Genomic DNA, 24151 nt, shown 5'->3' with positions numbered 1-24151 from the left:
GGGGACAACATGAAAAAAGAACGTGTCGATGTGTTAGCTTTTAATCAGGGACTTTTTGAAACTAGAGAAAAGGCGAAACGCGGCGTAATGGCTGGCTTGGTCTATGATCAAAAAAATGAACGTCTAGACAAACCAGGTGAAAAAATTTCAATAGAGACGATTTTACAAATAAAAGGTCAACGTTTAGCGTATGTTTCTCGTGGTGGGTTGAAATTGGAAAAAGCTTTGAAGGAATTTGATGTAGATATCGAGCAAAAAATTTTATTAGATATCGGTTCTTCTACGGGTGGGTTTACAGATGTTGCGTTGCAAAATGGCGCAACATTAAGTTACGCCTTAGATGTTGGGTATAACCAATTGGCATGGAAATTACGACAAGATGAACGAGTAGTTGTAATGGAACGAACGAACTTCCGCTATTCTAAATTAGCTGACTTTGATCAAGGACAGCCAAATTTTGCGACAATTGATGTTTCCTTTATCTCTTTGAAATTAATTCTACCACCATTACATGAAATCCTAACAGAGAATGGCGATGTGGTTGCATTAATCAAACCACAATTCGAGGCTGGAAAAGAATATGTTGGGAAAAAGGGGATTATTAAGGATTCTAAAATCCATTTGATGGTGTTAGAAGAGATTACAGATTTTGCTGTATCACATGGATTTGATGTGCAAGAATTAACTTTTTCTCCCATTACTGGCGGTGAAGGAAATATTGAATTTCTAGCCCATTTGAAAAAAGTAGCGGAAACGGGTGTATTAAATCCAGAAATTAATTTAGAAACAGTTGTATCGGAAGCACATCAACAACTAGATAAATAATCGGAGGAGAAGAAATGCGTAAAAAAGAGCGGCACCGTATTATTACTCAGTTATTGAGTGAGCATGATGTGAAGAAACAGGAAGATTTTGTTGAGATTCTTGCGCAACAAGGTGTGACGGTAACTCAAGCAACAATTTCACGAGACATCAAGGAAATGAAGTTAATCAAAGTTCCTGCACAAAATGGTGGGTATCGCTACAGTATTCCCCGTAAAGAGCAAGAAGATGTGAACGAAAAATTAACTGATCTTTTAAAAGAAGCAGTGATTGCCGTTGATCGCATGGAAAAGTTCATTAGCGTCAAAACCTTACCGGGAAATGCTTCAGCATGTGCAAATTTATTAGAAAAGCAATTTATGAAGAGCTTGTTTACGACTTTGAATGATGATGATAGTGTCCTGATGATAGCGCGAACTGAGGAAGATGCTGTGCGTATCCAACAGGACATCACTGAGAAAAGTCAGAATGTTTAGTATGTCTCATTAAAAGGAGAATATAAAAAATGTTGCAAGAACTGACAATCAAAAATTTTGCGATCATTTCTTCATTGCATTTAGGCTTTACTGACGGAATGACAGCCTTGACTGGTGAGACTGGTGCCGGAAAATCAATTATTATTGATGCGGTTAGTTTGCTGGCAGGAGCTCGTTCTTCAATGGAGTATATTCGTCAAGGCAGCGATAAATGCTTAGTCGAAGGTCTCTTTGATTTACCAAAGCAGCAAGAGTTTCAATTTTTAATGGAAGAACTTGGAATTGAAGTTGACGAAGCTGGATTAATTGTCCAACGAGATCTGAATATTTCGGGGAAAAGCGTTTCACGAGTGAATGGAAGAATTGTTACCTTAGCGAATTTGCGACGAATTGGCCAATTCCTAGTTGACATTCAAGGGCAAAACGATCATCAAGAATTGATGCATCCGGAATCCCATTTACGACTTTTAGATAGTTTTGGTGATGCGGATTTTCAAGAGTTAAAAACTGTCTATCAAGCAGCTTATCGAAGCTACAATAATTTGGTGAATCAAGTAAAGAAATTTAAGCAAAATGAACAATCTTTTGTTCAACGGATTGATATGCTAACTTTTCAGCAAGAAGAAATCGGAAATGCAGAACTATCTCTTGGCGAGGAAGAGCGCCTAGTAGAAGAGCGTGAAAAACTTACGAATTATCAAAAAATCGTTGATAGTCTTTCATATAGTTACCAGGCAATGACTAATGAAGAGTCGAGTTCATTAGATGCGATCGGTTCGGCTAGCCAAGAACTCCAAACGATTGCTTCCTTGGATAAGGATTACGAAAATATTTCTGATAATGTTCACAGTGCTTATTATCTATTGCAAGATGCGGTCACTGAAATCGGTCGTCAATTAGATCTGTTAGAGTTGGACGAGGAGCGTCTAGATTTGGTTAATGAGCGCTTAGAATTAATTCATCAGTTGAAAAGAAAATATGGAGATTCAATTGAGGCTATTTTGAATTATTATGATAAAATCAGTCAAGAACTTTTAGATTCAGATTTTTCTGGTGATAAACTTGAAAAATTGGAAAAAGAATTGATTTTAAAGGAAGAAAAGTTGCATAAATTGGCTTTGGAATTACAGGTATCACGAAAAAAAATGGCTAAAAAACTGGAAGCCGCTATCCAAAATGAATTAAAGGACTTGTATATGGAAAATGCTCGTTTTGAAGTGAAGTTCAAAGAAATCAACTTTGCGTCTGAAGGAATTGACGAAGCAGAATTCTATATAACGACAAATCCCGGTGAGCCATTGAAGCCGTTAGTCAAAGTAGCCTCAGGTGGGGAAATTTCTCGGGTCATGCTGGCTTTAAAGACAATTTTTTCAACAACACAGGGATTGACGAGTATTGTATTTGACGAAGTGGATACAGGTGTGAGCGGACGCGTAGCTCAAGCAATTGCGGATAAAATTTATCAAATTGGGAAGAACTCACAAGCACTTTGTATCACCCATCTGCCCCAAGTAGCAGCGAAGGCTAACCACCAACTTTTTATTCGCAAAGAGATAGTGGATGGCAGGACATTGACCAAAGTGGAAGAATTAACGGAAAAAGAACGTACTGAAGAGATTGCTCGCATGCTAGCTGGGACTGAAATTACAGACTTGACTGTTAGACACGCGAAGGAATTATTGCAATTAGCCAAAAAATAGCCGGAGCTGCTGCTCCGGCTATTTGCTTACATAATACTTAGTAGACTACTCAAAACTAATGAACCAATTGTTAAAATTAACATGGTCCAAATAACAACCTTGGTAACTTTAGAAAAAGTGCTCGTGGATTTTTTTTTATTCATACCGTCACCGTCCTCAAAAAAATGTCAAATCCATCATACTTCATTTTTCAAAACTCCGCAAATAACTGAAAAAACTTTTAAAGAATACTAAGAAATCTTTTCGCGTCAATATCGCGAATTCAATTGTTAAAACTTGCTAAATCCTTTATATTTTAAATGAATTGAAACACGAATGTAACGATAATGCAGTATAGTGAGAGTAGTAGTTTGAAGAGGAAGGACTGTGTTTGTTGGCATCATTTTCACCAATATTATTGTTATGGTACATTTTTCCGATTATCGTCTTTTTAGCGTCTGATTATATCGTAACAACTTTCAAATTAAAACAACGCTTCAATTTGAAAACGCCAGATATCACTGTGCCATTTTTAATTGTAGGAATGCACGAAATTTCAAAAAGTATCAGTTCGTTTTCGATTTTACCATATTTTTTATTAACTATTCTATTATTGGGCATTAGTGTAGTTGTTTTTCAAGCCTATCGCTATCGCGAAATCATGTACGGCCGCTTCTTTAAAATGTTTTGGCGCTTAACGTTTTTGTTGTCGGTTTTAGTCTACTTCATTTTGATTATCGCAAGTGTTATTAATGCCTTATAATTGAAAAAAACTTTAAAAAAACTCTTTATTACCGCTGTAATTCCTAATAAAACAGTTTGGTTAGGAAAGGTCAGGAAACTGTTATTTTTGTTTTTTGGAAAGTGTGGTAGATTGTGGGGGATTGTGGTAGACTAATCTCATGCGGTGGTAAAAAGGGGTGAAGTCTAAATGTTCATGGGTGAATTTCAACATAACATTGATACAAAAGGACGATTGATCGTTCCATCAAAGTTACGTGAACAATTAGGCGAAAAATTTGTTGTTACCCGTGGTATGGATGGGTGCTTATTTGGTTACCCTTTAACCGAATGGAACGAATTAGAAACAAAGTTGAATGAAATGCCGCTTTCTAAAAAAGATGCGCGTGCATTTGTTCGTTTCTTTTACTCCGCAGCTACCGAGTGTGAGATTGATAAACAAGGTCGAATTAATATACCGGTGTCACTTCGTAACCACGCTTCTCTTGAAAAAGAATGTGTGATCATTGGTGTAGCTAACCGTATTGAAATTTGGAATCAAGCACGATGGAATGAATTTACAAAAGAAACAGAAGCTAGTTTTGATGACATTGCAGAAACAATGGTCGATTTTGGATTTTAGAGAAGAGGATTATCAATGACAGACTTTCAACATACAACCGTTTTGCTTCGCGAGACAGTTGATGGTCTAGCAATCAAACCCAACGGTATTTATGTTGATTGTACATTAGGTGGAGCTGGTCACAGTGAATATCTACTGAGTCAGCTGAATGCAGATGGACATCTGTATGCTTTTGATCAAGATCAAAAAGCTATTAATAATGCGAAAGTTCGTTTAGATGAATATGTCGCAAAAAAACAAGTGACCTTTGTTAAAGCTAATTTTAGAGAACTTAAAACAGAATTGAATTTCTTAGGTGTGACGAAAGTTGATGGGATTTTATATGATTTAGGTGTTTCTTCTCCACAACTAGATGAAGCTGAACGCGGGTTTAGCTACCATCAAGATGCACCATTAGATATGCGGATGGATCAAGACGCTTCATTGAGTGCTTACCAAGTGGTAAATGATTACTCATATCATGAGTTAGTAAAAATTTTCTTTCGCTATGGTGAAGAGAAATTTTCTAAACAAATCGCCCGTTTGATTGAACGCAAGCGAGCTGAAAAGCCGATTGAAACGACTGGCGAACTTGTCGACGTAATCAAAGAAGCTATCCCAGCTCCGGCAAGACGAAAAGGCGGACATCCTGCTAAACGGGTCTTTCAAGCTATTCGCATCGCTGTGAATGATGAGCTGGGTGCGATTGAGAGTTCGTTAGAGCAAGCAATCGATATATTGGATCTTGAAGGAAGGGTCAGCGTGATCACCTTTCATTCATTAGAAGATCGAATCGTTAAGACAATGTTTAAAGAATTTAGTACACCTAAAGACATGCCGCCAGGCTTGCCGATGGTGCCGGAAGAATTCCAACCAATATTGAAGTTAGTTAATCGAAAACCAATTATTCCTTCAGATGAGGAATTACAAGAGAATAATCGCGCGAGAAGTGCAAAATTACGGATCGCTGAGAAAGTGAAGAAAGGATAGGAATTATGGCAGAATTAAAGAATAAACAACAGTTTCAATTTGATTCTCAGCAAGAAGAGATTCACCAAACGCCAGATTCTTTCAAAGTCTTCGTTTCTCCTGGAGATCGTTTAAAGAAAATTACACGAGTGGAAAAATTTGCCGTGTTAGCCTTCTTAGTGATGTTGATTGGACTATCGATTGTGATGGTTAATTACCGTAATGAAATCAGCAAAACCCAAAACGAAATTACTAGTATTCAAACCGATATTGATGCGAAAGAGAAAACAGCGACACAATTACAACAAGAAAAAAGTGAATTGTCTCGTTCGGATCGTTTAAAAGAAGTTGCTGAAAAAGCAGGACTTTCGATCAATGACGCGAATTTAAGGAAAGTGAAGTAAATGAGCTTTAAAAGGCTAAGAAGAAAAATCCGAAAAAAGAATTTGACTCCGATGAACAATCGCAAAAAAGTAGGCGTTATTTTGTTTGCTACGAGTATTGGATTGTTCTTTTTATTTGCCGTTCGCATGATTTATGTAGTGGCAGGAGGTCATGTAGCAGGAACCTCGTTAAAAGCTAAAACCGAAGAACTTTATCACGGTGGTGAAGTTGTCAAGGCTAAACGGGGAACAATCTACGATCGTAATGGTGAGGTAATAGCAGAAGATGCGACTTCTTACTCAGTATATGCGATTCTTTCAGAAAGCTATGTTTCAGGAAAAGAAAAACTGTATGCCCAAGAGAAAAATTTTGATGAGTTAGCTTCTATTTTACATAAGTATTTAGGAATCAAAGAAAAATCAGCGTTGAAGACTCTGGAAAGCGGCATAAATAGTGATGGAACAAGTAAGTATTACCAAGTTGAATTTGGTAATAAGGGGAAAAATATCTCTGAAGAAACCAAACAAAATATTGAAGATGCGATGAAAAAGGCCAAAATAAAAGGTCTCTATTTTACCGATCATACTGATCGGATGTACCCAAATGGAAACTTTGCTTCTCATTTTATTGGTTATGCCCAACCAGATAAGAAAGAAACATTAGTTGGAATGATGGGTGTTGAAGCAGCTTATGATGATGTCTTAAAAGGAAAAGATGGCAAGGTAGTATATCAAAAAGATGAAAACCAACGTCCAATCCCAGGCAGTGTCGCTGAAGAAAAGAAGGCGGTAGACGGTGAGGATATTTATACTACTTTAGATGCAGGATTACAAAGTTATTTGGAAACATTGATGGATAAGGTTAATTCAGAAGCTAAGCCTACTGAGATGACTGCAATGCTGATGCAGGCGAAAACAGGAGATATCCTTGCGATGTCTCAGCGCCCAACGTTCAATCCTGAAACTAAAGAAGGGTTAGGAGAGTCTGACGCTTGGCGGAACTTTTTAATAGAAGATAGTTATGAGCCAGGGTCAACAATGAAAGTTTTTACCACTTCCGCGGCAGTTAACGAAGGTATCTTTAATGAAAATGAAAGCTATGTATCAGGGAAGATACAAGTGGCGGATGCGACCATTAATGACTGGGATCTAGGGAAAAAAGGGATTCTGACAATGCGTCAGGCGCTTTCTTGGTCTAGTAATGTTGGTATGGTCAAATTAGAAGAGCGACTGGGAGATCGCTGGCCTGAATATGTGAAACGTTTCGGCTTTGGCCAAAGTACCTATTCTGGTTTACCAGGCGAGTCAAAAGGAACGTTACCTACAAGTAATATTGTTGACCAGGCGATGAGTTCTTATGGACAGGCAATTGGAGTGACTAACTTCCAAATGATGCGTGGTTTTACTGCTGTAGCAAATGACGGAAAAATGTTGCAGCCTCATTATATCGAAAAAATTTCTAATCCTAATAATGGCAAAGAAATTATTACAAAACCAGAAGTAGTTGGTGAGCCTATTACAGCTGAAACCGCTCAAAAAGTCCGTGAATATATGCGGGACACCGTTGAAAGTGAAAACTATGGCTCTGCTTATGATCAATACAAAGTACCTGGATATAATATTTCTGCTAAAACTGGTACAGCACAAATTGCAGAGAATGGCAGATATTTAACAGGTGAAACAAACTATATTTATTCAATTGCATTGATGCTTCCCTCAGAGGATCCTGAATATATTTTGTATTTAACGTTGAAACAACCGCAAGAAAATAAAGAAGGTATTTTGGGAGAAATCGCGAACCCATTGTTGAGTCGTGCGATGGAATTTCAAAACAATGATACTGATTCGGCGGACGAAGAAAGCAATACTAAGGTTACTGTAGAAGATTATCGAAATCTTTCAACATCTAAAGCAGCGGCAGATGCAAACAAACGCGGATTTACAGCTGTAGTGGTTGGTGATGGAGATAAAATCACCGAACAATCAGCGAAACCTGGCGAGCAGGTTATGGCGAATGAGCACTTGATCTTGTTAACAGATGGCAAGAAAGAGATGCCAGATGTTCGAGGATGGTCGAAAGCAGATATCTTAAAATTGACTAATCTGCTAGATATTGATGTGAGCTTTAAGGGAGATGGCTATTGTACGAAACAAAACATTGCTCCTTACACAGAAGTATCAAAGAAGAAATTGAAAATTACGTTAGGTTAGGACTGGAGAGAATAAAATGCAACCGGCACAACTATTTATCGCTTTTGCCAGTAGTTTCGCAATTACTGTTGCAGGCATGCCTTTTATAATTGGCTATTTTAGAATGAAGAAACAAGGACAAGAAATTCGTGATGAAGGGCCCAAATGGCATAATTCCAAAGCTGGGACCCCAACAATGGGGGGATTAGGTTTTTTAGCTGCAGCAGTGATTACTGCAATTTGGTTTAGCCTTTGGACTCATCAAATGACAACTTCGCTGATGATTTTAGTATTTGTACTATTACTATATGGAATCATAGGATTTTTAGATGATTTTATTAAACTGGCGAAGAAGCAAAATGAAGGATTGACCTCAAGTCAGAAATTTATTGCGCAAGTTGTTGTGGCTATCATCTTTTATGTCATCTTTCGAATGGAAGGTTATCCTAATACCTTGAATTTCTTCGGTATTGAATTACCGCTAAATATTATATATGGTTTGTTCGTGATTTTTTGGCTGGTTGGTTTCTCTAACGCAGTCAACCTCACAGACGGGATAGATGGTTTAGTTTCCGGTTTAGGAACAATCTCTTTTGCAACATATGGAATTATCGCGTGGAACCAGCAACAGTATGAAGTTCTAATTATCTGTCTGGCAGTAATGGGAGGGTTAGTCGGTTTCTTTCCTTATAATAAAAAACCAGCAAAAATTTTTATGGGTGATGTCGGTTCTCTTGCATTAGGCGGGCTATTAGCAGCCGTTTCGATCGTCTTACATCAGGAGTGGACGTTACTATTGGTCGGTCTGGTTTACATTTTTGAAACAGCAAGCGTGATTATTCAAGTTACTTCCTTTAAAATGACAGGGAAACGTGTTTTTAAAATGTCACCATTGCACCATCATTTTGAGATGTCAGGTTGGTCGGAATGGAAAGTAGATACCGTATTCTGGGCAATTGGATTGATTGCATCTATTATTGTTTTATTGATCGTACTGTAGGAGATGACTAGGAAATGAAACAAATCAAACAATATGAAAATGAAAAAGTACTAGTGTTAGGATTAGCGAAGAGTGGATTTAGTGCGGCCAAGTTGTTGAATGACTTGGGCGCACTTGTTACGGTAAATGATGGAAAGCCTTTTGAAGAAAATCCAGAAGCACAAGGCTTATTAGAGCAAGGAGTACGAGTAATCACTGGACACCATCCGATTGAATTATTGGATGAAGATTTTTCATTGATGGTAAAAAATCCTGGAATCCCTTATGACAATCCGTTAGTGGCGAAAGCCGAAGAATTGCATATCCCAATTTTGACCGAAGTGGAGTTGGCCTATCAAGTCGCAGAATGTCCTATCGTTGGTATTACTGGAACGAATGGTAAAACGACAACAACTACCATGATCGGTCTATTGTTGAATCAAGAGCGGACAGCAGGCAAAGCACATTTGGCGGGTAATATTGGTTTCCCAGCTAGTGAAGTAGCTGCTAAAGCGTCAGCGGATGATGATATCGTTATGGAATTATCAAGTTTTCAATTGATGGGCATCAGGGAATTCAAGCCGCAGATAGCTGTTATTACGAATATCTACGAAGCTCATTTGGATTATCATAAAACTCGTAAAAATTATGTTGCGGCCAAATGGGCAATTCAAGAAAATATGACTGCTGATGACTATTTGGTTTTAAACTGGAATTCTGAAGAATTGCAGGAAATGAGCAAACAGACAAACGCGCAGATTGTTCCTTTTTCGACGAGGGAAAAATTAGCAAATGGTGTTTATGTAGTTGATGATAGTATCTATTATAAAGAAGAAAAGATTATGGACACTTCTGAACTGGGAGTGCCTGGCACCCATAATATTGAGAATGCCTTAGCAGCGATCGCCGTGGCAAAATTAAAAGGTATTACTAATGAAGGAATCCGATCAGCATTGAGTAATTTCCATGGTGTACCTCACCGAACACAATATGTAGATACAATCAACGGCCGTAAGTTTTATAATGACTCAAAAGCAACAAACAGTTTGGCGACTGAAATGGCCTTAAGCGGTTTTGATAATGAGCGTTTGATTCTATTGGCTGGAGGCTTAGATCGTGGAAATGGTTTTGATGAATTAATCCCTTCGCTTGAAGGACTAAAAGCAATCATACTCTTTGGTGAAACCAAAGATAAGCTCGCTGATACAGCAAAACGAGCAGGTATCCAAACCATTATTTTAACTTCAAATGTTGAAACGGCTGTTCCTTTGGCCTATGAACAAAGCGAGGCAGGAGACAGCATCTTATTGTCTCCCGCAAATGCAAGTTGGGACCAATATCCGAACTTTGAGATTCGCGGAGATAAATTCATGCATGCGGTGAAGCAATTAGAAAAGTAGGGAAATAAAAATGAGAATACTTGTAACAGGCGGTGGCACGGGCGGACATATTTATCCAGCCTTAGCATTTATCCGCTACGTCCAAAAAATCCAACCTGATTCTGAATTCTTGTATGTAGGAACACATCGCGGATTGGAAAATAAAATCGTGCCTGAGACAGGCATCTCTTTTAAAACAATCAAAATTCAAGGTTTTAAACGGAAGCTTTCGTTTGAAAACATTAAGACGGTTCAATTATTCGTTGAAAGTATTAAACGTTCAAAAGAAATTTTACGTGAATTCAAACCAGATGTGGTGATTGGAACCGGCGGGTATGTATCTGGTTCAGTGGTATATGCAGCGGCTAGGATGAAAATACCAACAATCGTTCATGAGCAAAATAGCGTTCCAGGAATTACCAATAAATTTTTGAGTCGTTTTGCAGATAAAGTTGGTATCTGTTTTCCTGATGCGGCACAATATTTTCCAGAAAGTAAAACGGTCTTAGTGGGAAATCCGCGAGCACAAGAGGTTGTCACTAGTGGGAAATCCGAGGTTTTGGAACAATATGGCTTGTTGCCGGATATCCCTACAGTCCTGATTTTTGGAGGAAGTCAAGGTGCGCTTAAAATAAATCAAGCCGTTATTCAAGCGTTACCCCAGTTTTCTCAAAAAGAATATCAGGTGTTATATGCATCCGGGGATCGTTATTATAACGAGATATCAGAGAAGTTTGATATTGAAAAAATTAGTCGTAACCTTTCGCTTCAACCGTATATTAAAAATATGACTGATGTTATGGCAAATGTAGACTTATTGATAGCTCGTGCTGGTGCGACATCAATCGCAGAGTTTACTGCTTTGGGATTACCAGGAATTTTAATTCCAAGTCCCTATGTTACGAATGATCATCAAACAAAAAATGCTCAAAGTCTTGTTAATGCAGGAGCTGTCAAAATGATAGCTGACGCTGATTTAACTGGTGATAAATTAGTAGAAGCAGTAGATGAAATTATGAATGATCCGGAAAAAAGAGAGCGGATGGCGAAGGCCTCGCGTCAAGAAGGAATCCCTGATGCTGCTGAGCGTCTGTGGACACTGGTAAACGAACTCGTCAATTAATTTTTGGAGGTGAGGATCATTAGTCGTGAAGAGTTTCCAGAAGAAAACAAAACACAAGAAGACAAGCCAAAACACGAGAATTTAACTCCTTGGCAATTAGCCAATATGGAGTATTTGAAACAAAAAGCTCTTGAAAAAGGAGAACCAGAATCACTCCTAAATAATTCTGAACAGACGGCTGAAACTATAGACACTAGTGAACCTGCCGGCGATAAAAATGAAGAGACAGATGAAAAAAATCTAACAGCTATTGAAAATGAAGTGGATGAAAACGAAGAAGAGCCTGTAAAAGGACCCAAAAATGGTTCATTTTTAGATCGACTCCCCAATATCAAACATGAACGAAATCAGCGCCTTGTACGAAGAGCCGCAGTTTTGATTGGATTATTTTCAATTCCGGCGTTATTACTATTATATTACATATCACCGTTAGGTAAGTTAGGTGGAGTGAGTGTAAAAGGCAACGAGAAGATTTCGACGGAGATAATAAAAAAAGAACTCAATTTTACTGTTGGTGATAATCTATGGAGCCAGTATTTTGACCGCAAGGATAATGTTGAAAATTTGAAGAAGCAAGAACTTCAAATTGAGGACGCCGAAGTGCATATTGATGGCTTTAATCATTTTGAGGTGCAGATTAAAGAATATCCCGAAGTTGCCTATTTGGAAAGTAATGGAAAGTATTCTCCCGTTATATCAAATGGAAAGATTATTCCGATTGAAGTTGAAAAAAGTGATGGTGAGTTGCCTATTTTAGAAAACTTTACCGGATCAAAAAGAATATTAAAGGTACTTGAAGGCTATAAAAAGCTATCTGAAGAAGTCAAACAAGGTATTTCTCAGATAAAATATGCCCCAACTAGTGAAAACAAGGAACTATTGGAAATTTTCATGAATGATGGTAATAAGGTCTTGATAAGTATCAATGACTTAGCAAGTAAAATGAAGTATTATCCTCAAATCGCTAAGGAAATGAGTGATAAAGAGATTAAGGGTGTTGTTGATATGGAAGCAGGAATTTACAGCTATCCTTATACTGAAAATTCAGCTACTGAGGATTCGACACAAGTCTCAACAGACCAAACTGAAACGCCAATTGGAAATGATTAAATTTATTACAAGAAAATGTTGAATCTTCTTTTTCATTCTGGGCAAAATGTGTTAAAATTGAAAGCAGTGAATTACTTGCAAAAAATTATATTTCATGCTTAACAGTAACTTAAAATATTAAATCTGAATAAAGCATTTTATTTGAAAATAGGAGGGAATCCCATTCATGGCAAAAGCAGGAATGTATGTAGGCCTTGATATCGGGACAACATCGATAAAAGTTGTTGTAGCCGAGTACATCGATAGCCAAATGAATATCATTGGTGTTGGAAACGCAAAATCAGAAGGAATCAATCGTGGGATTATCGTAGACATCGATAAAACAGTACAGGCGATTCAACGAGCAGTAAAACAGGCCGAGGAAAAAGCTGGGATTCAGATCAAAAGTGTCAGCGTGGGACTACCTGCCAACTTGTTAGAAGTTGAGCCTTGTCAAGGTATGATCGCTGTAAACAATGAATCGAAAGAAATTATGGATGATGATGTTCGTAATGTCGCTTCAGCAGCAATGGTTCGTTCGGTTCCTCCTGAAAGACAAATAGTTGCACTATTACCTCAAGAATTTACCGTTGACGGTTTTGAAGGGATCAAGGATCCACGAGGAATGATTGGTGTACGACTGGAAATGTTCGGATTAGTATTTACTGGTCCTAAAACAATCATTCATAATATCACAAAATGTGTGGAAAAGGCAGGGTTATCCGTTGCTGAAACAGTGATCACATCCTTAGCCTTAACTGAGTCTATTCTATCTGATGGTGAAAAAGATTTTGGTACGATCGTTATTGATATGGGCGGAGGACAAACAACGACGTCAGTTATGCATGACAAACAATTAAAATTCACCCATGTAGATCAAGAGGGCGGAGAGTTTGTTACTAAAGATATTTCGATCGTTTTAAACACTTCATTTAATAATGCGGAAGCGTTAAAGATCAATTACGGAGATGCCTATCCAAGCAGAACATCAGCTGATGAGGACTTTCCAGTTGATGTGATTGGGAAAACTGATCCGGTGAAAGTGGATGAACGCTATTTAGCTGAAATTATTGAAGCACGTTTGGAACAAATTTTCCGTAAAGCCAAAGAAGCTTTAGATGAAATCGAAGCTCTTGATTTGCCAGGCGGTGTTGTACTTACCGGTGGTGCTGCAAGTTTGCCGGGTGTAGTCGACTTGGCTGAAGATATTTTTGGAACGACAGTAAAACTGCACGTGCCAAATCAAATGGGGTTGAGAAATCCAGTCTTTACAAATGTCATTAGTATCGTCAATTACTCAGCTGAGTTAAACGATGTTTATCATTTGGCAAAATCGGCTGTAACAGGGGAAAAGGTTTCTTTATCTGCTTCCCCACAACCAAACGCTGTTTCTACAGCACCTGTATATGACGATTATGAAGCATCAAATGATTATGAAGAAGAAACAAAACCAAAAAATGAAGAAAAAGTTACCGGGAAGATTAAAGACTTCTTCTCTAATATTTTTGACTAATTTGTAGGAGGAATAGAAAATATGGAATTCTCAATAGATAACAATATTAACGAAGGTGCAGTTATTAAAGTTATCGGTGTTGGCGGTGGCGGTGGCAATGCCATCAACCGCATGATCGAGGAAAACGTCAAAGGCGTAGAATTTATCGCTTCAAACACTGATGTACAAGCCCTTAAAAATTCAAAAGCAGAAACAGTTATTCAATTAGGTCCTAAATATACTCGTGGTTTAGGCGCTGGATCACAGCCAGAAGTTGGTCAAAAATCAGCTGAAGAAAGTGAACAAGCAATCCGCGATGCATTAGAAGGTGCAGACATGGTCTTCATCACTGCCGGTATGGGTGGTGGAACAGGAACAGGTGCTGCTCCGATCGTTGCGAAAATCGCAAAAGATCTTGGTGCATTAACTGTGGGTGTTGTTACACGTCCATTCAGCTTCGAAGGACCGAGACGCGGACGCTTTGCAGCTGAAGGTATTTCCTTATTAAAGGAAAATGTTGATACATTATTAATCATCTCAAACAATCGTTTACTTGAAGTTGTTGATAAGAAAACTCCGATGCTTGAAGCATTCCGTGAAGCGGATAATGTTTTACGTCAAGGAGTTCAAGGTATCTCAGACTTGATCACAGCTCCTGGATATGTCAACTTGGACTTTGCTGATGTGAAAACAGTGATGGCCAATCAAGGTACTGCCTTGATGGGTATCGGTGTTGCCAGCGGTGAAGACCGTGTAGTTGAAGCAACGAAAAAAGCGATCTCTTCTCCATTGTTAGAGACATCTATTGATGGTGCGGAACAAGTATTGTTAAACATCACTGGCGGCTTAGATATGACTTTATTCGAAGCACAAGATGCTTCTGATATTGTTGCAAGTGCAGCCACAGGCGATGTAAATATTATCTTAGGTACATCAATCAGCGAAGAATTAGGTGATGAAATTCGCGTTACAGTAATTGCGACAGGAATTGATCCAACAAAAAAGGAGCGTAAGGCTACTCGCAACACACAGCGTGCTAGTCAAATCCAATCAGTTCCACAAAAACAAAATTTAGATATTGAACCTGCAAGAAATAATGAAGGTCAATCTGCTTTTGGTGAATGGGATATTCGTAAAGAAGAAAATATTCGTCCAAAAGTTGAGGAAACGCAATTTGATAATATCGAAAAAAAAGATTTCGAAACATTCAATCGTGAAGAAGTAAAACCTGAAAAAGACGAAGAACTAGATACACCACCATTCTTTCGCCGTAGAAAATAAGAGGGGGAGAGCACATGATCGCTGAAAACTTGCATAAAATCGAGCAAGAAATTCAGGAGTCGTGTGCTCTTGTTTCACGTAAGCCACAGGAGATTACTATGGTTGCGGTGACCAAGAGTGTCGACTCCAAAACAGCAAATGAACTCGTCGAATTAGGTGTTTCGGATTTAGCTGAAAATCGAGTAGATAAATTACTAGAAAAAAGGCAAAGTCTTTCACAACATCAGCAGATTAAATGGCATCTTATTGGTAATTTACAGCGTCGCAAGGTAAAATTGATTATAAATGAAATCGACTACTTTCATGCATTAGACAGTTTACGTTTGGCACAAGAAATTCAAAAACGTGCGGAACATCAAATAAAGTGTTTTATTGAAGTAAATGTTTCTGGGGAGGAATCGAAGCATGGCATTAAGCCAGATGAACTTCATTCCTTTATCAATGAACTAGAAGGATTAGATAAGATACATGTGATCGGTTTGATGACGATGGCTCCTTATGAGGCTAGTCAGCAAGAAGTACAAACTATTTTTTCTACCTTGAAAAAACTTCAAGAAAGTGTGAAAGAACAAAACTTGCGGTATGCGCCATGTACAGAATTAAGCATGGGAATGAGCCAAGACTTCAAAACGGCAATTGAAGAAGGTGCCACGTTTGTTCGCATCGGAACGGCACTATTTAGGAAAGGTTAGGTAAAGTTAATGGGAATTAGTCTAGCAAAGATCACTGATTTTTTTGGTTTAGCAGATGATGATATGTATGAAGAAGCAGCAGCACCTGCCCCAAAGAAGCAGGTTAGCCGCCCACAAAGCGCGCCTAAAAAAGAACGAGTAACGACACGTTCTACATATCAAAAACAAGAACGACCAAAAGAAAGAGTGCAGAAAAAAACACCAGAAAGAGTACAGCCAGTCGTTGAGACTCAAACAAATCGACGTGCTGAAGCTGTTATGAAAAAGGCAGAAAGTATGCCTAAGAAAAATGAAAAAGTTGTCTCAATGCCCAACAACACCAGTCGGGCACAGCGACTTACACCAAGAATGGAAGAAAAGAAAAAAGACCGCATTTCGGTGGTGGAACCAAAAGCTTACAACGAAGCAATGACTATTGCAAAACGTGTAGGTCAAGGTGAAGTGGTTTTAATCAACTTCCAATCGTTAGATGAAATGAAAGCACGCCGCGTAGTGGATTTTTTAACTGGCGCAGTATTTATGATCGATGGTGATATCAAACGTGTTGGGAATGAAATGTTTTTATGTACACCAACGAATGTTGAAATCACTAATTCGACATTGAGTTCGATGGTTGATGAAGATATTTATGGATTAGGAATGTAAAGGAGCCGCTTAGTTGAATCTACTTATTACACTTTTTTACTATTTAAATCGTTTAGTTTATCTCTATACGATACTTTTAGTTGTTTATGCATTGATGTCATGGTTCCCTGGAGCCTATCAATCTAAATTTGGTCAACTTTTAGGCCGGATTTGTGAGCCGTTTCTTGATTTGTTTCGGCGCTTGCCTTTACAGTTTGGCGGGATCGATTTTTCAGTGATGGCCGCAATTTTAGCATTGAATATTGCAATGGAGGTCTTGCAAAAAATTCTGATTAATATTATTTATTAAGGAGGTGGCAATATGAATGCAAATGTCTATCAACATTTTAGACCAGAAGAGCATCCATTTGTTGACAGTGTTGGCGATTGGTTAGAACAAGTTGAAAGCCAGTACGCTCCTTATTTGACGAATTTTTTAGACCCGCGCCAAGCTTATATCGTAGAGACTTTGATTCGTGAAAATAGCGAATTAAAATTTTCTTTTTATGGCGGTTATGAACATGCTGAACGTTGTCGCTGTATGATCTATCCGGATTATTATGAACCGCAAATCGATGACTTTGAACTTGTGATGATTGAGATTAATTATCCGCAAAAATTTACAGAACTATCTCATGGGAAGATTCTGGGAACTTTAATGAATGCGGGAATCAAACGCGATTATTTTGGTGATATTATTTCTGATGGGGATCGTTGGCAAATTTTTTTAGCGAAGGATTCTGCCAGCTATATTGTAAATCAGGTAACTAAGATTGGTCGTGTAACAGTTCATTTAGAGGAACGTCCGTATACGGATATTATTATTCCTAAAGATAGTTGGGTAGAAGAAACTACTACAGCAACTTCGATGCGATTGGATGCAATTATTTCAACGGTTTATAATATTTCTCGTCAGCGTTCCAAACAGTTAGTTGAAGCTAGCAAGGTAAAGGTTAACTGGTCAGTTAATGAACGACCAGATTACTTGCTTGATTTATTAGATGTCGTTTCAGTTCGCGGGTTTGGTCGAATCCAAATCCAGGGCTTAGAGGGAAAAACAAAGAAAGAAAAATTCCGTTTACGCTTAGGCGTTTTACGAAAATAAATTTTATGAGGTGAACAAAAAAATGGCATTAACTCCATTAGATATCCAAAACAAGAGTTTCTCCACCAAGATGCGTGGCTATAATCAAGATGAAGTCGATGATTTCTTAGATATGATTGTTCGTGATTACGAGGATAGTATTGCAAAAAATCGCGAATTAGAAAAAGCGTTGAAGCATTCAGAAGAGAAATTAGAATATTTCAATGAATTGAAAGAAGCCTTGAACCAATCTATCGTCGTGGCACAAGATACTGCCGACAAGGTAAAATCTTCGGCAAGCAAAGAATCTGAAGTAATTGTGACTTCTGCGCAAAATCGTGCAGATGAATTAATCTCAAACGCTATGCAAAAAGCGAACCTATTGACAACAACTGCTGAAGACAAAGCTAAAGAGATTTTAACTGATGCTACGTCTAAAGCACGTCAATTAGCTGCTGAAACAAACGACTTGAAGAAGAAGACGCGTGTGTTCCATCAACAATTACTATTATTGTTAGAAACACAAATCGATCAAGCACGCAGCGGCGACTGGGAAGAAGTATTGAAACCAATGTCTTCATATGTTGGTGATGGCCATGAAGTCTTGAGAGAAGTTTTGGCTAATGAACTTGACAATGATGCTGAGGTTGCAGTAGACTCAGATGAACCAATTATTACCCCTGAACCCCACGAGGAAGATATGGGATTAACGATTGATATTCCTGAATTAATTAAATCAGACGAAGATTAATCTAGAACAGAAAAGCTGATTAGATTCTTTAAGCGAGCCGATGGTAGTGAGAGTTCGGCAGACCCTCTAGTTGGAAAGATCCTCTAGATCATTCGATTGTGAACCATCAGTAGCAGTCGACGTGTCATTACGTTAACGATGATTAGAGGAAACTTTTTCAGTTTCAAATTTTGGGTGGTACCACGACAAGCTCGTCCCTTTGCGGATAAGCTTGTTTTTTTGTGTTTTTCATTCTTGATTTATCAAGGAATATTTACTAGTAATTTAAGATAAAAGGAGACGATTGATAGTGAAGACAAAAGAAACCCTTCAACTAGGGAAAACCGGCTTCCCGATGCGCGGTAATTTACCAAATCGTGAAGGCCAATGGGAAAAAGAATGGGAAGAAAATAAAATTTACGAAAAACGTCAGGAATTGAATGAAGGCAAGCCAACCTTTGTTTTACATGATGGACCTCCATATGCTAACGGAAATATTCATATTGGCCATGCTCTAAATAAAATCAGTAAAGATATTATCGTTCGTTCGAAATCAATGTCAGGATTTCGTGCGCCTTATGTTCCTGGATGGGATACACATGGACTGCCAATTGAACAAGTCCTTACCAATAAAGGAATCAAGCGTAAAGAAATGACAATGGCTGAGTATCGTAAAAAATGTGAAGAGTATGCATTGTCACAAGTTGATAAGCAGCGGGATGATTTCAAGCGTTTAGGGATCGCTGGTGAATGGGACAATCCATATATTACATTGACACCAGATTACGAGGCTGCTGAAATTCGCGTATTTGGAAAAATGGCGGAAAAAGGCTACATTTATAAAGGCTTGAAACCGATCTACTGGTCACCATCAAGTGAGTCTTCATTAGCCGAAGCCGAAGTTGAGTATAAAGATGTTAAATCGCCGTCAATTTTTGTGGCATTCAAAGTTAAAGATGGTAAAGGAATCTTAGATACTGATACGTCATTCATTATCTGGACGACGACGCCTTGGACTTTACCTGCGAACCAAGGGATTTCTGCTAATCCTGCCTATACTTACGTGGTTGTGGAAGCAGCGGGCAAAAAATATGTAGTTGCGAAAGATTTACTGGACAATGTTGCGGAGGAATTGGATTGGACAGAGCCTAAGATCATTAACGAAGTCAGCGGCAAAGATTTGGAAAATATGACTGCGCAACACCCATTCTATGATCGCGAATCATTAGTTATTTTAGGGGATCATGTCACGCTAGATGCGGGTACTGGTTTAGTTCATACTGCTCCTGGACACGGGGAAGATGATTACTTTGCTTGGAAGAGATACCGTAATGACATTATTTCGCCAGTTGATGACCGCGGTGTTATGACTGCTGATGCTCCCGGATTTGAGGGTGTCTTTTATGATAAAGTCAATCCGATGGTGACAGAGCTGTTAGAGAAAAATGGGGCATTGTTGAAGTTGGAATTCTTTACTCACAGCTACCCGCATGATTGGCGGACGAAGAAACCAATTATTTATCGGGCAACACCGCAATGGTTTGCTTCGATCGATAAATTCCGCCAAGATATCTTAGATGAAATCGAAAAAGTCGACTGGATTATTCCTTGGGGTAAAACACGTCTTTACAATATGATCCGCGACCGCGGCGATTGGGTAATTTCTCGTCAACGTGCTTGGGGTGTGCCGTTGCCAATTTTTTATGGTGAAGATGGGGAAGCGATCATCACACCGGAAACAACAGAGCATGTAGCACAATTATTTGCTGAACATGGCTCAAATGTTTGGTTTGAACGTGAAGCCAAGGATTTATTGCCAGAAGGCTTTACACATCCAAGCTCACCAAATGGGGAATTCACAAAAGAAACGGATATCATGGATGTTTGGTTTGACTCAGGTTCTTCTCATGAAGCAGTGTTGCGTCAACGTGACAACTTAACGTTCCCAGCTGACATGTATTTGGAAGGCTCTGACCAATATCGCGGCTGGTTCAACTCAAGTATCACTACTAGTGTGGCGATCAATGGAGTTGCTCCTTATAAGTCTGTGCTTTCTCAAGGCTTTACGTTGGATGGCGAAGGCCGCAAGATGAGTAAATCTTTAGGGAATACGATCGTTCCTGATAAAGTCATCAAACAAATGGGCGCCGACATTTTACGTCTATGGGTCAGCAGTGTAGATTATGAAGCGGATGTTCGGGTATCAATGGACATCTTGAATCAAGTTTCAGAAGTTTATCGTAAGATCCGCAATACGATGCGTTTCTTGTTAGCGAATACGACAGACTTTGAACCGGCTAAACATGCGGTGGCTTATGATGAATTGCGCTCCGTGGATAAATATATGCTGGTTCGCTTGAACGAAGTAATCAAAACGATCCGTGAAGAAGGGTATGAAAAATACGACTTCACGCAAATTTATAAAACGGTTGTAAACTTCCTAACCGTAGATTTATCTTCATTCTATTTGGATTTTGCGAAGGATGTAGTTTACATCCAAGCAGAAGACAGCTATGAACGTCGTTGCATGCAAACTGTTTTCTATCAAGCAGCAGTCGCATTGACGAAATTATTGACGCCGATCATCCCGCATACAACAGAAGAAATCTGGACATACTTGAAAGAGGAAGAAGAGTATGTTCAATTAGCAGAGTTGCCAAGCTATGAGGAATATCCTAATCAAGGCGAATTATTAGATACATGGAAAGCCTTTATGGATTTCCGTGATAAAGTATTGAAGGCCTTAGAAGAAGCTCGTAACGAAAAAGTAATCGGTAAATCTTTGGAGGCTAAGGTAACGATCTATCCAAATGAACAAGTCGCAGTATTGCTGACTGCTTTGGATGCTGACTTAGCTCAATTATTGATCGTATCACCAGATTCATTTAGTATCTCGAAGGATGCGGCGCCGGAAAATGCACTGGCATTTGATGATGTGGCGATCCTAGTGGAAAAAGCTGAAGGGGAAGTCTGCGATCGTTGTCGTCAAGTCCGTACAACAGTCGGTGAAGATGAAAAGCTGCCAACATTATGTGCTTCATGTGCTCATATTGTGGAAGAAAACTATCCAGAAGCAGTAGCTGAAGGGCTAGAATAAGATAATATAATAGAAGAAACCCGTGTCGAATTACCGGCACGGGCTTCTTTGTATAAAAAAGAGGCTGAGAATTTCTCCCAGCCCTTATCTAACTATTTTAATTTTCCACGCTCACGGTACCATTGATCTGGCTGCCAAGCCCATCCATGTCCGTTCTTTGCTAAAAGATCGAAGGCGCATTGTGGCCCCATCGTTCCAGCAGCATAGTTTGGAAAACCTGGGGTGGTTTGATCCCAAGTATTGCGAATTCGATCAATGATCTCCCAAGAGTTGGCCACTTCATCCCAGTGAGAGAAGTTTGTTCCGTCACCGTTTAAGGCATCCAGCAATAATTTTTCATAGGCTTCTGGGCTATTCTCAGTGACCTCAGCGCTTTGACGGAAGTCTAATTTAACTGGTTCAGTATTCAAACCTTGCCCAATTTTCTTTCCATTTAGAGTTAAAGAGAATCCTTCAGTTGGTTGAATATAGATAGTTAAAATATTTTGCGGTAATTCTTCTCCGTCAACTTCTTCTTGTTCAAAGTTGAAAACATTGACAGGGACTTGCTTGAAGACGATATTGATCCGCGTTCCTTTTTCAGTCATGCGTTTACCTGTTCGAACGTAGAAGGGAACGCCGGACCAGCGGAAATTATCGATCAAAAATTTTCCTGCAACGAAGGTTTCCATCAGGGAATCTTTGGCAACATTTGGCTCATCGTGGTATGCAGCAAATTCTTTATCATCTAACGTACCAACGTCATATTGACCTCGCACGAAATTTTGCAGAACTTCTTCAGAATTGTAGCGGCGAATCGCTTGTAAAACTTTTACTTTTTCTTCACGAATTGATTTATTTGAAAAAGAGGTCGGCACTTCCATCGCTAATAAAGCAACAACCTGTAAAATGTGATTTTGCACCATATCTTTTAGCGCACCGCTATGTTCATAGTAGCCGCCGCGATCTTCCACACCAAGTGCTTCAGAAAACGTGATCTGCACATTTTCGATATAACGGTTATTCCAAAGAGATTCAAAGATATTATTGGCAAAACGAATCACCGAAATATTTTGGATCATTTCTTTTCCTAAATAGTGATCGATCCGGAAAATATCTTGTTCAGGGAAAACATTTCGAATTTGATTGTTCAGCTCATTGGCAGAATCGTAATCAAAGCCGAATGGTTTTTCGATCACTAATCGGTTATAGCCAGTTGTGGTTAAAATTTCTTGTGACTTCAAATGATTCACGATCGTACCGAAAAATTGAGGTGCCATGGCTAAGTAATATATCCGATTGCCCTCTAGACCATATTTTTCATCCAAGTCGTCAGACAAAACTTTTAATTGATCATAATGATCTGTATCGTTGACGTTGTGTGATAGATAGTAAAAGTGTTCAGAGAAATCCTGTGCTTCTTCATCGGTCGCCGCGATATCTTTAATGGTTTCGCGAACAATCTCACGGTAATGGTCATCGCTCCATGGCCGTCTTGCAGTGCCGATTACAGCAAAATGCTTTGCTAGGTTGCCTTTTTTATAAAGACGAAATAACGAGGGATAAAGTTTCCGCTGCGCCAAGTCGCCGGTTCCACCAAAGATGGTGAATAATGCTGCTTGTTCCATATGGTTCACTCCTATTTCAAAGTATCTACATTTTTCAAGTGGAAAACGAGTTTAATTTACAATCATCCAATTAAGAGGTTTCCCCAAGAGTTTATCACTTATATTGTGATAACTGCAAAAAGTTGGTTTGGTATTTTGATTCGTCTTATAAAGTATCGACAAATATTGTTGATGCTGCCTTGTAACTGATAGCCACTTCTTTTTGATCGTTGGCTAAAGTAATCGGCCCTTCATAAGCAGCAATATTTGTAATCGTGTATTCTTCGTGGATCTTAATACCAAGATCCATCAAATAATCCAGCAGATCCTTCTCATCCAAGACACGAGCGATTCGGACAATTGTACCTTCCGGGTAATTTGCTAAGGTCTGACGATCTTTTTCGTGAACGATTTGATCTTGCTGCGGAATCATTCCGCCGTGAGGACAAAAAGTCGGGTGCTTCAAGTAATTATCCAATTTTTGTTCTAATTGTGAAGATGTCACATGCTCTAAGACTTCTGCCTCATCATGAACCTCGTTCCATGAATAGCCTAAATGGTCAACGAGAAAAACTTCCCACAAACGGTGTTTACGGACAAGGGTACTGGCCTTTTCAAGACCAGCCGGTGTTAGTTGAACCCCTTGATAAGGAGAATGCTCGACTAATCCTTCTTTTACTAGCTTATTGATCATTTCGCTGACAGAAGCTCCGGAAATGGACAAACCAGCAACGATTTTTTTATTACTAACTTTTTCTTTATCGCCACCTAATTCTAATATTAATTTTAAGTAATCTTCGCGATTTGGTGTCATTGATGTTCATCCTTTCATAACGAAGCATATCAGATTAAGTTTACCAAATAAATTTTGTTTTTTCCATTTGATCGGTCTTTTCTTTGGCGGATTTACACTTTAAGTGCAACACAAAAAAGACTCATAGATGATTTCCTTGTAAAATAGTAATTGCGAGATAACTATTGAAAGGAAGGATATCTATGAGTCAGTATACTCATCTTACCATTTTCGAACGAGAAGAAATAGCGAAATTACATGCGCAAGGATACACGATAAGAGAGATTGCCCGTCAACTTCGAAGGAACCCTTCTACAATTAGCCGAGAAATGAATCGAAAT

24 protein-coding genes and 1 other annotated feature are annotated in these 24151 nt (G+C 38.8%); of the genes, 21 read left to right on the top strand and 3 right to left on the bottom strand.

Features of this window, described 5'->3' with window-relative positions; genetic code table 11:
- Positions 1 to 9: 9 nt before the first annotated feature.
- From FFR60_RS05315 to recN, 3 genes are read left to right on the top strand one after another with little or no spacing between them, the layout of a single operon-like run.
- Positions 10 to 825, top strand: a complete 816-nt coding sequence (locus FFR60_RS05315; protein ID WP_137663352.1) for a TlyA family RNA methyltransferase — start codon at positions 10 to 12, stop codon at positions 823 to 825.
- Between the two features lie 14 nt (positions 826 to 839).
- Complete coding sequence (locus FFR60_RS05310; RefSeq protein WP_137663351.1) at positions 840 to 1298, top strand: arginine repressor; 459 nt, start codon at positions 840 to 842, stop codon at positions 1296 to 1298.
- A 29-nt stretch (positions 1299 to 1327) separates the two neighbouring features.
- Positions 1328 to 2998: a DNA repair protein RecN gene (gene recN, locus FFR60_RS05305; protein ID WP_137663350.1), complete on the top strand. Its 1671-nt coding sequence runs from the start codon at positions 1328 to 1330 to the stop codon at positions 2996 to 2998.
- A 26-nt stretch (positions 2999 to 3024) separates the two neighbouring features.
- On the opposite strand, the gene FFR60_RS05300 is transcribed toward recN, so the two are convergent.
- Positions 3025 to 3141: a DUF4044 domain-containing protein gene (locus FFR60_RS05300; RefSeq protein ID WP_088933054.1), complete on the bottom strand. Its 117-nt coding sequence runs from the start codon at positions 3139 to 3141 to the stop codon at positions 3025 to 3027.
- Between the two features lie 227 nt (positions 3142 to 3368).
- On the opposite strand from FFR60_RS05300, the gene FFR60_RS05295 reads away from it, so the two are divergent.
- From FFR60_RS05295 to ileS, 17 genes are all read left to right on the top strand, one after another.
- Positions 3369 to 3740 carry a DUF3397 domain-containing protein gene (locus FFR60_RS05295; protein ID WP_137663349.1) on the top strand — a complete coding sequence of 124 codons (372 nt, stop codon included), beginning with the start codon at positions 3369 to 3371 and terminating at the stop codon, positions 3738 to 3740.
- 168 nt (positions 3741 to 3908) lie between these two features.
- Positions 3909 to 4340, top strand: a complete 432-nt coding sequence (gene mraZ, locus FFR60_RS05290; protein WP_088933052.1) for a division/cell wall cluster transcriptional repressor MraZ — start codon at positions 3909 to 3911, stop codon at positions 4338 to 4340.
- Positions 4341 to 4355: 15 nt separating this feature from the next.
- The gene (gene rsmH / locus FFR60_RS05285) at positions 4356 to 5309 is read left to right on the top strand and encodes a 16S rRNA (cytosine(1402)-N(4))-methyltransferase RsmH (protein ID WP_088933051.1); all 954 of its coding nucleotides are present in this window, start codon (positions 4356 to 4358) and stop codon (positions 5307 to 5309) included.
- A 5-nt stretch (positions 5310 to 5314) separates the two neighbouring features.
- Positions 5315 to 5692: a cell division protein FtsL gene (gene ftsL, locus FFR60_RS05280; protein WP_137663348.1), complete on the top strand. Its 378-nt coding sequence runs from the start codon at positions 5315 to 5317 to the stop codon at positions 5690 to 5692.
- Entirely contained in the window at positions 5693 to 7882 is a 2190-nt protein-coding gene (locus FFR60_RS05275; RefSeq protein WP_088933049.1) for a penicillin-binding transpeptidase domain-containing protein, read from the top strand.
- A 16-nt stretch (positions 7883 to 7898) separates the two neighbouring features.
- Positions 7899 to 8861, top strand: coding sequence for a phospho-N-acetylmuramoyl-pentapeptide-transferase (gene mraY, locus FFR60_RS05270; RefSeq protein WP_137663347.1), 963 nt, complete (start codon positions 7899 to 7901; stop codon positions 8859 to 8861).
- Positions 8862 to 8875: 14 nt separating this feature from the next.
- Positions 8876 to 10240, top strand: coding sequence for a UDP-N-acetylmuramoyl-L-alanine--D-glutamate ligase (murD, locus tag FFR60_RS05265; RefSeq protein WP_137663346.1), 1365 nt, complete (start codon positions 8876 to 8878; stop codon positions 10238 to 10240).
- Between the two features lie 10 nt (positions 10241 to 10250).
- Positions 10251 to 11342: an undecaprenyldiphospho-muramoylpentapeptide beta-N-acetylglucosaminyltransferase gene (gene murG / locus FFR60_RS05260; RefSeq protein WP_137663345.1), complete on the top strand. Its 1092-nt coding sequence runs from the start codon at positions 10251 to 10253 to the stop codon at positions 11340 to 11342.
- A 3-nt stretch (positions 11343 to 11345) separates the two neighbouring features.
- On the top strand, positions 11346 to 12452 hold the full coding sequence (locus FFR60_RS05255; protein ID WP_171004874.1) for a cell division protein FtsQ/DivIB: 1107 nt from the start codon (positions 11346 to 11348) through the stop codon (positions 12450 to 12452).
- Between the two features lie 166 nt (positions 12453 to 12618).
- Positions 12619 to 13944: a cell division protein FtsA gene (gene ftsA, locus FFR60_RS05250; protein WP_088933045.1), complete on the top strand. Its 1326-nt coding sequence runs from the start codon at positions 12619 to 12621 to the stop codon at positions 13942 to 13944.
- Positions 13945 to 13965: 21 nt separating this feature from the next.
- Positions 13966 to 15204: a cell division protein FtsZ gene (ftsZ, locus tag FFR60_RS05245; protein ID WP_088933044.1), complete on the top strand. Its 1239-nt coding sequence runs from the start codon at positions 13966 to 13968 to the stop codon at positions 15202 to 15204.
- Positions 15205 to 15218: 14 nt separating this feature from the next.
- Positions 15219 to 15896, top strand: a complete 678-nt coding sequence (locus FFR60_RS05240; RefSeq protein ID WP_137663343.1) for a YggS family pyridoxal phosphate-dependent enzyme — start codon at positions 15219 to 15221, stop codon at positions 15894 to 15896.
- Between the two features lie 9 nt (positions 15897 to 15905).
- Positions 15906 to 16541: a cell division protein SepF gene (locus FFR60_RS05235; RefSeq protein ID WP_137663342.1), complete on the top strand. Its 636-nt coding sequence runs from the start codon at positions 15906 to 15908 to the stop codon at positions 16539 to 16541.
- 13 nt (positions 16542 to 16554) lie between these two features.
- Positions 16555 to 16830: a YggT family protein gene (locus tag FFR60_RS05230; protein WP_171004873.1), complete on the top strand. Its 276-nt coding sequence runs from the start codon at positions 16555 to 16557 to the stop codon at positions 16828 to 16830.
- Between the two features lie 12 nt (positions 16831 to 16842).
- Complete coding sequence (locus tag FFR60_RS05225; protein WP_088933041.1) at positions 16843 to 17625, top strand: YlmH family RNA-binding protein; 783 nt, start codon at positions 16843 to 16845, stop codon at positions 17623 to 17625.
- Between the two features lie 22 nt (positions 17626 to 17647).
- Positions 17648 to 18355, top strand: a complete 708-nt coding sequence (locus tag FFR60_RS05220; RefSeq protein WP_088933040.1) for a DivIVA domain-containing protein — start codon at positions 17648 to 17650, stop codon at positions 18353 to 18355.
- Positions 18344 to 18557, top strand: a binding site (T-box leader). It overlaps the preceding gene by 12 nt.
- Before the next feature lie 87 nt (positions 18558 to 18644).
- The gene (ileS, locus tag FFR60_RS05215; RefSeq protein ID WP_137663341.1) at positions 18645 to 21431 is read left to right on the top strand and encodes an isoleucine--tRNA ligase; all 2787 of its coding nucleotides are present in this window, start codon (positions 18645 to 18647) and stop codon (positions 21429 to 21431) included.
- A gap of 92 nt (positions 21432 to 21523) precedes the next feature.
- On the opposite strand, the gene zwf is transcribed toward ileS, so the two are convergent.
- Entirely contained in the window at positions 21524 to 23038 is a 1515-nt protein-coding gene (gene zwf / locus FFR60_RS05210; protein WP_137663340.1) for a glucose-6-phosphate dehydrogenase, read from the bottom strand.
- A gap of 145 nt (positions 23039 to 23183) precedes the next feature.
- A complete protein-coding gene (gene efaR / locus FFR60_RS05205; protein ID WP_137663339.1) occupies positions 23184 to 23831 on the bottom strand; it encodes a transcriptional regulator EfaR in 648 nt (215 codons plus the stop codon).
- A gap of 182 nt (positions 23832 to 24013) precedes the next feature.
- Here efaR and FFR60_RS22810 point away from each other — a divergent pair.
- Positions 24014 to 24151, top strand: a 138-nt coding sequence (locus tag FFR60_RS22810) for a helix-turn-helix domain-containing protein (protein ID WP_212741899.1), incomplete at its 3' end; no start/stop codon positions are given.

It is taken from the genome of Enterococcus hulanensis (genome assembly GCF_005405485.1).
Taxonomy (GTDB): domain Bacteria; phylum Bacillota; class Bacilli; order Lactobacillales; family Enterococcaceae; genus Enterococcus_A; species Enterococcus_A hulanensis.
This window is presented reverse-complemented; position numbering and strand designations above follow the sequence as displayed.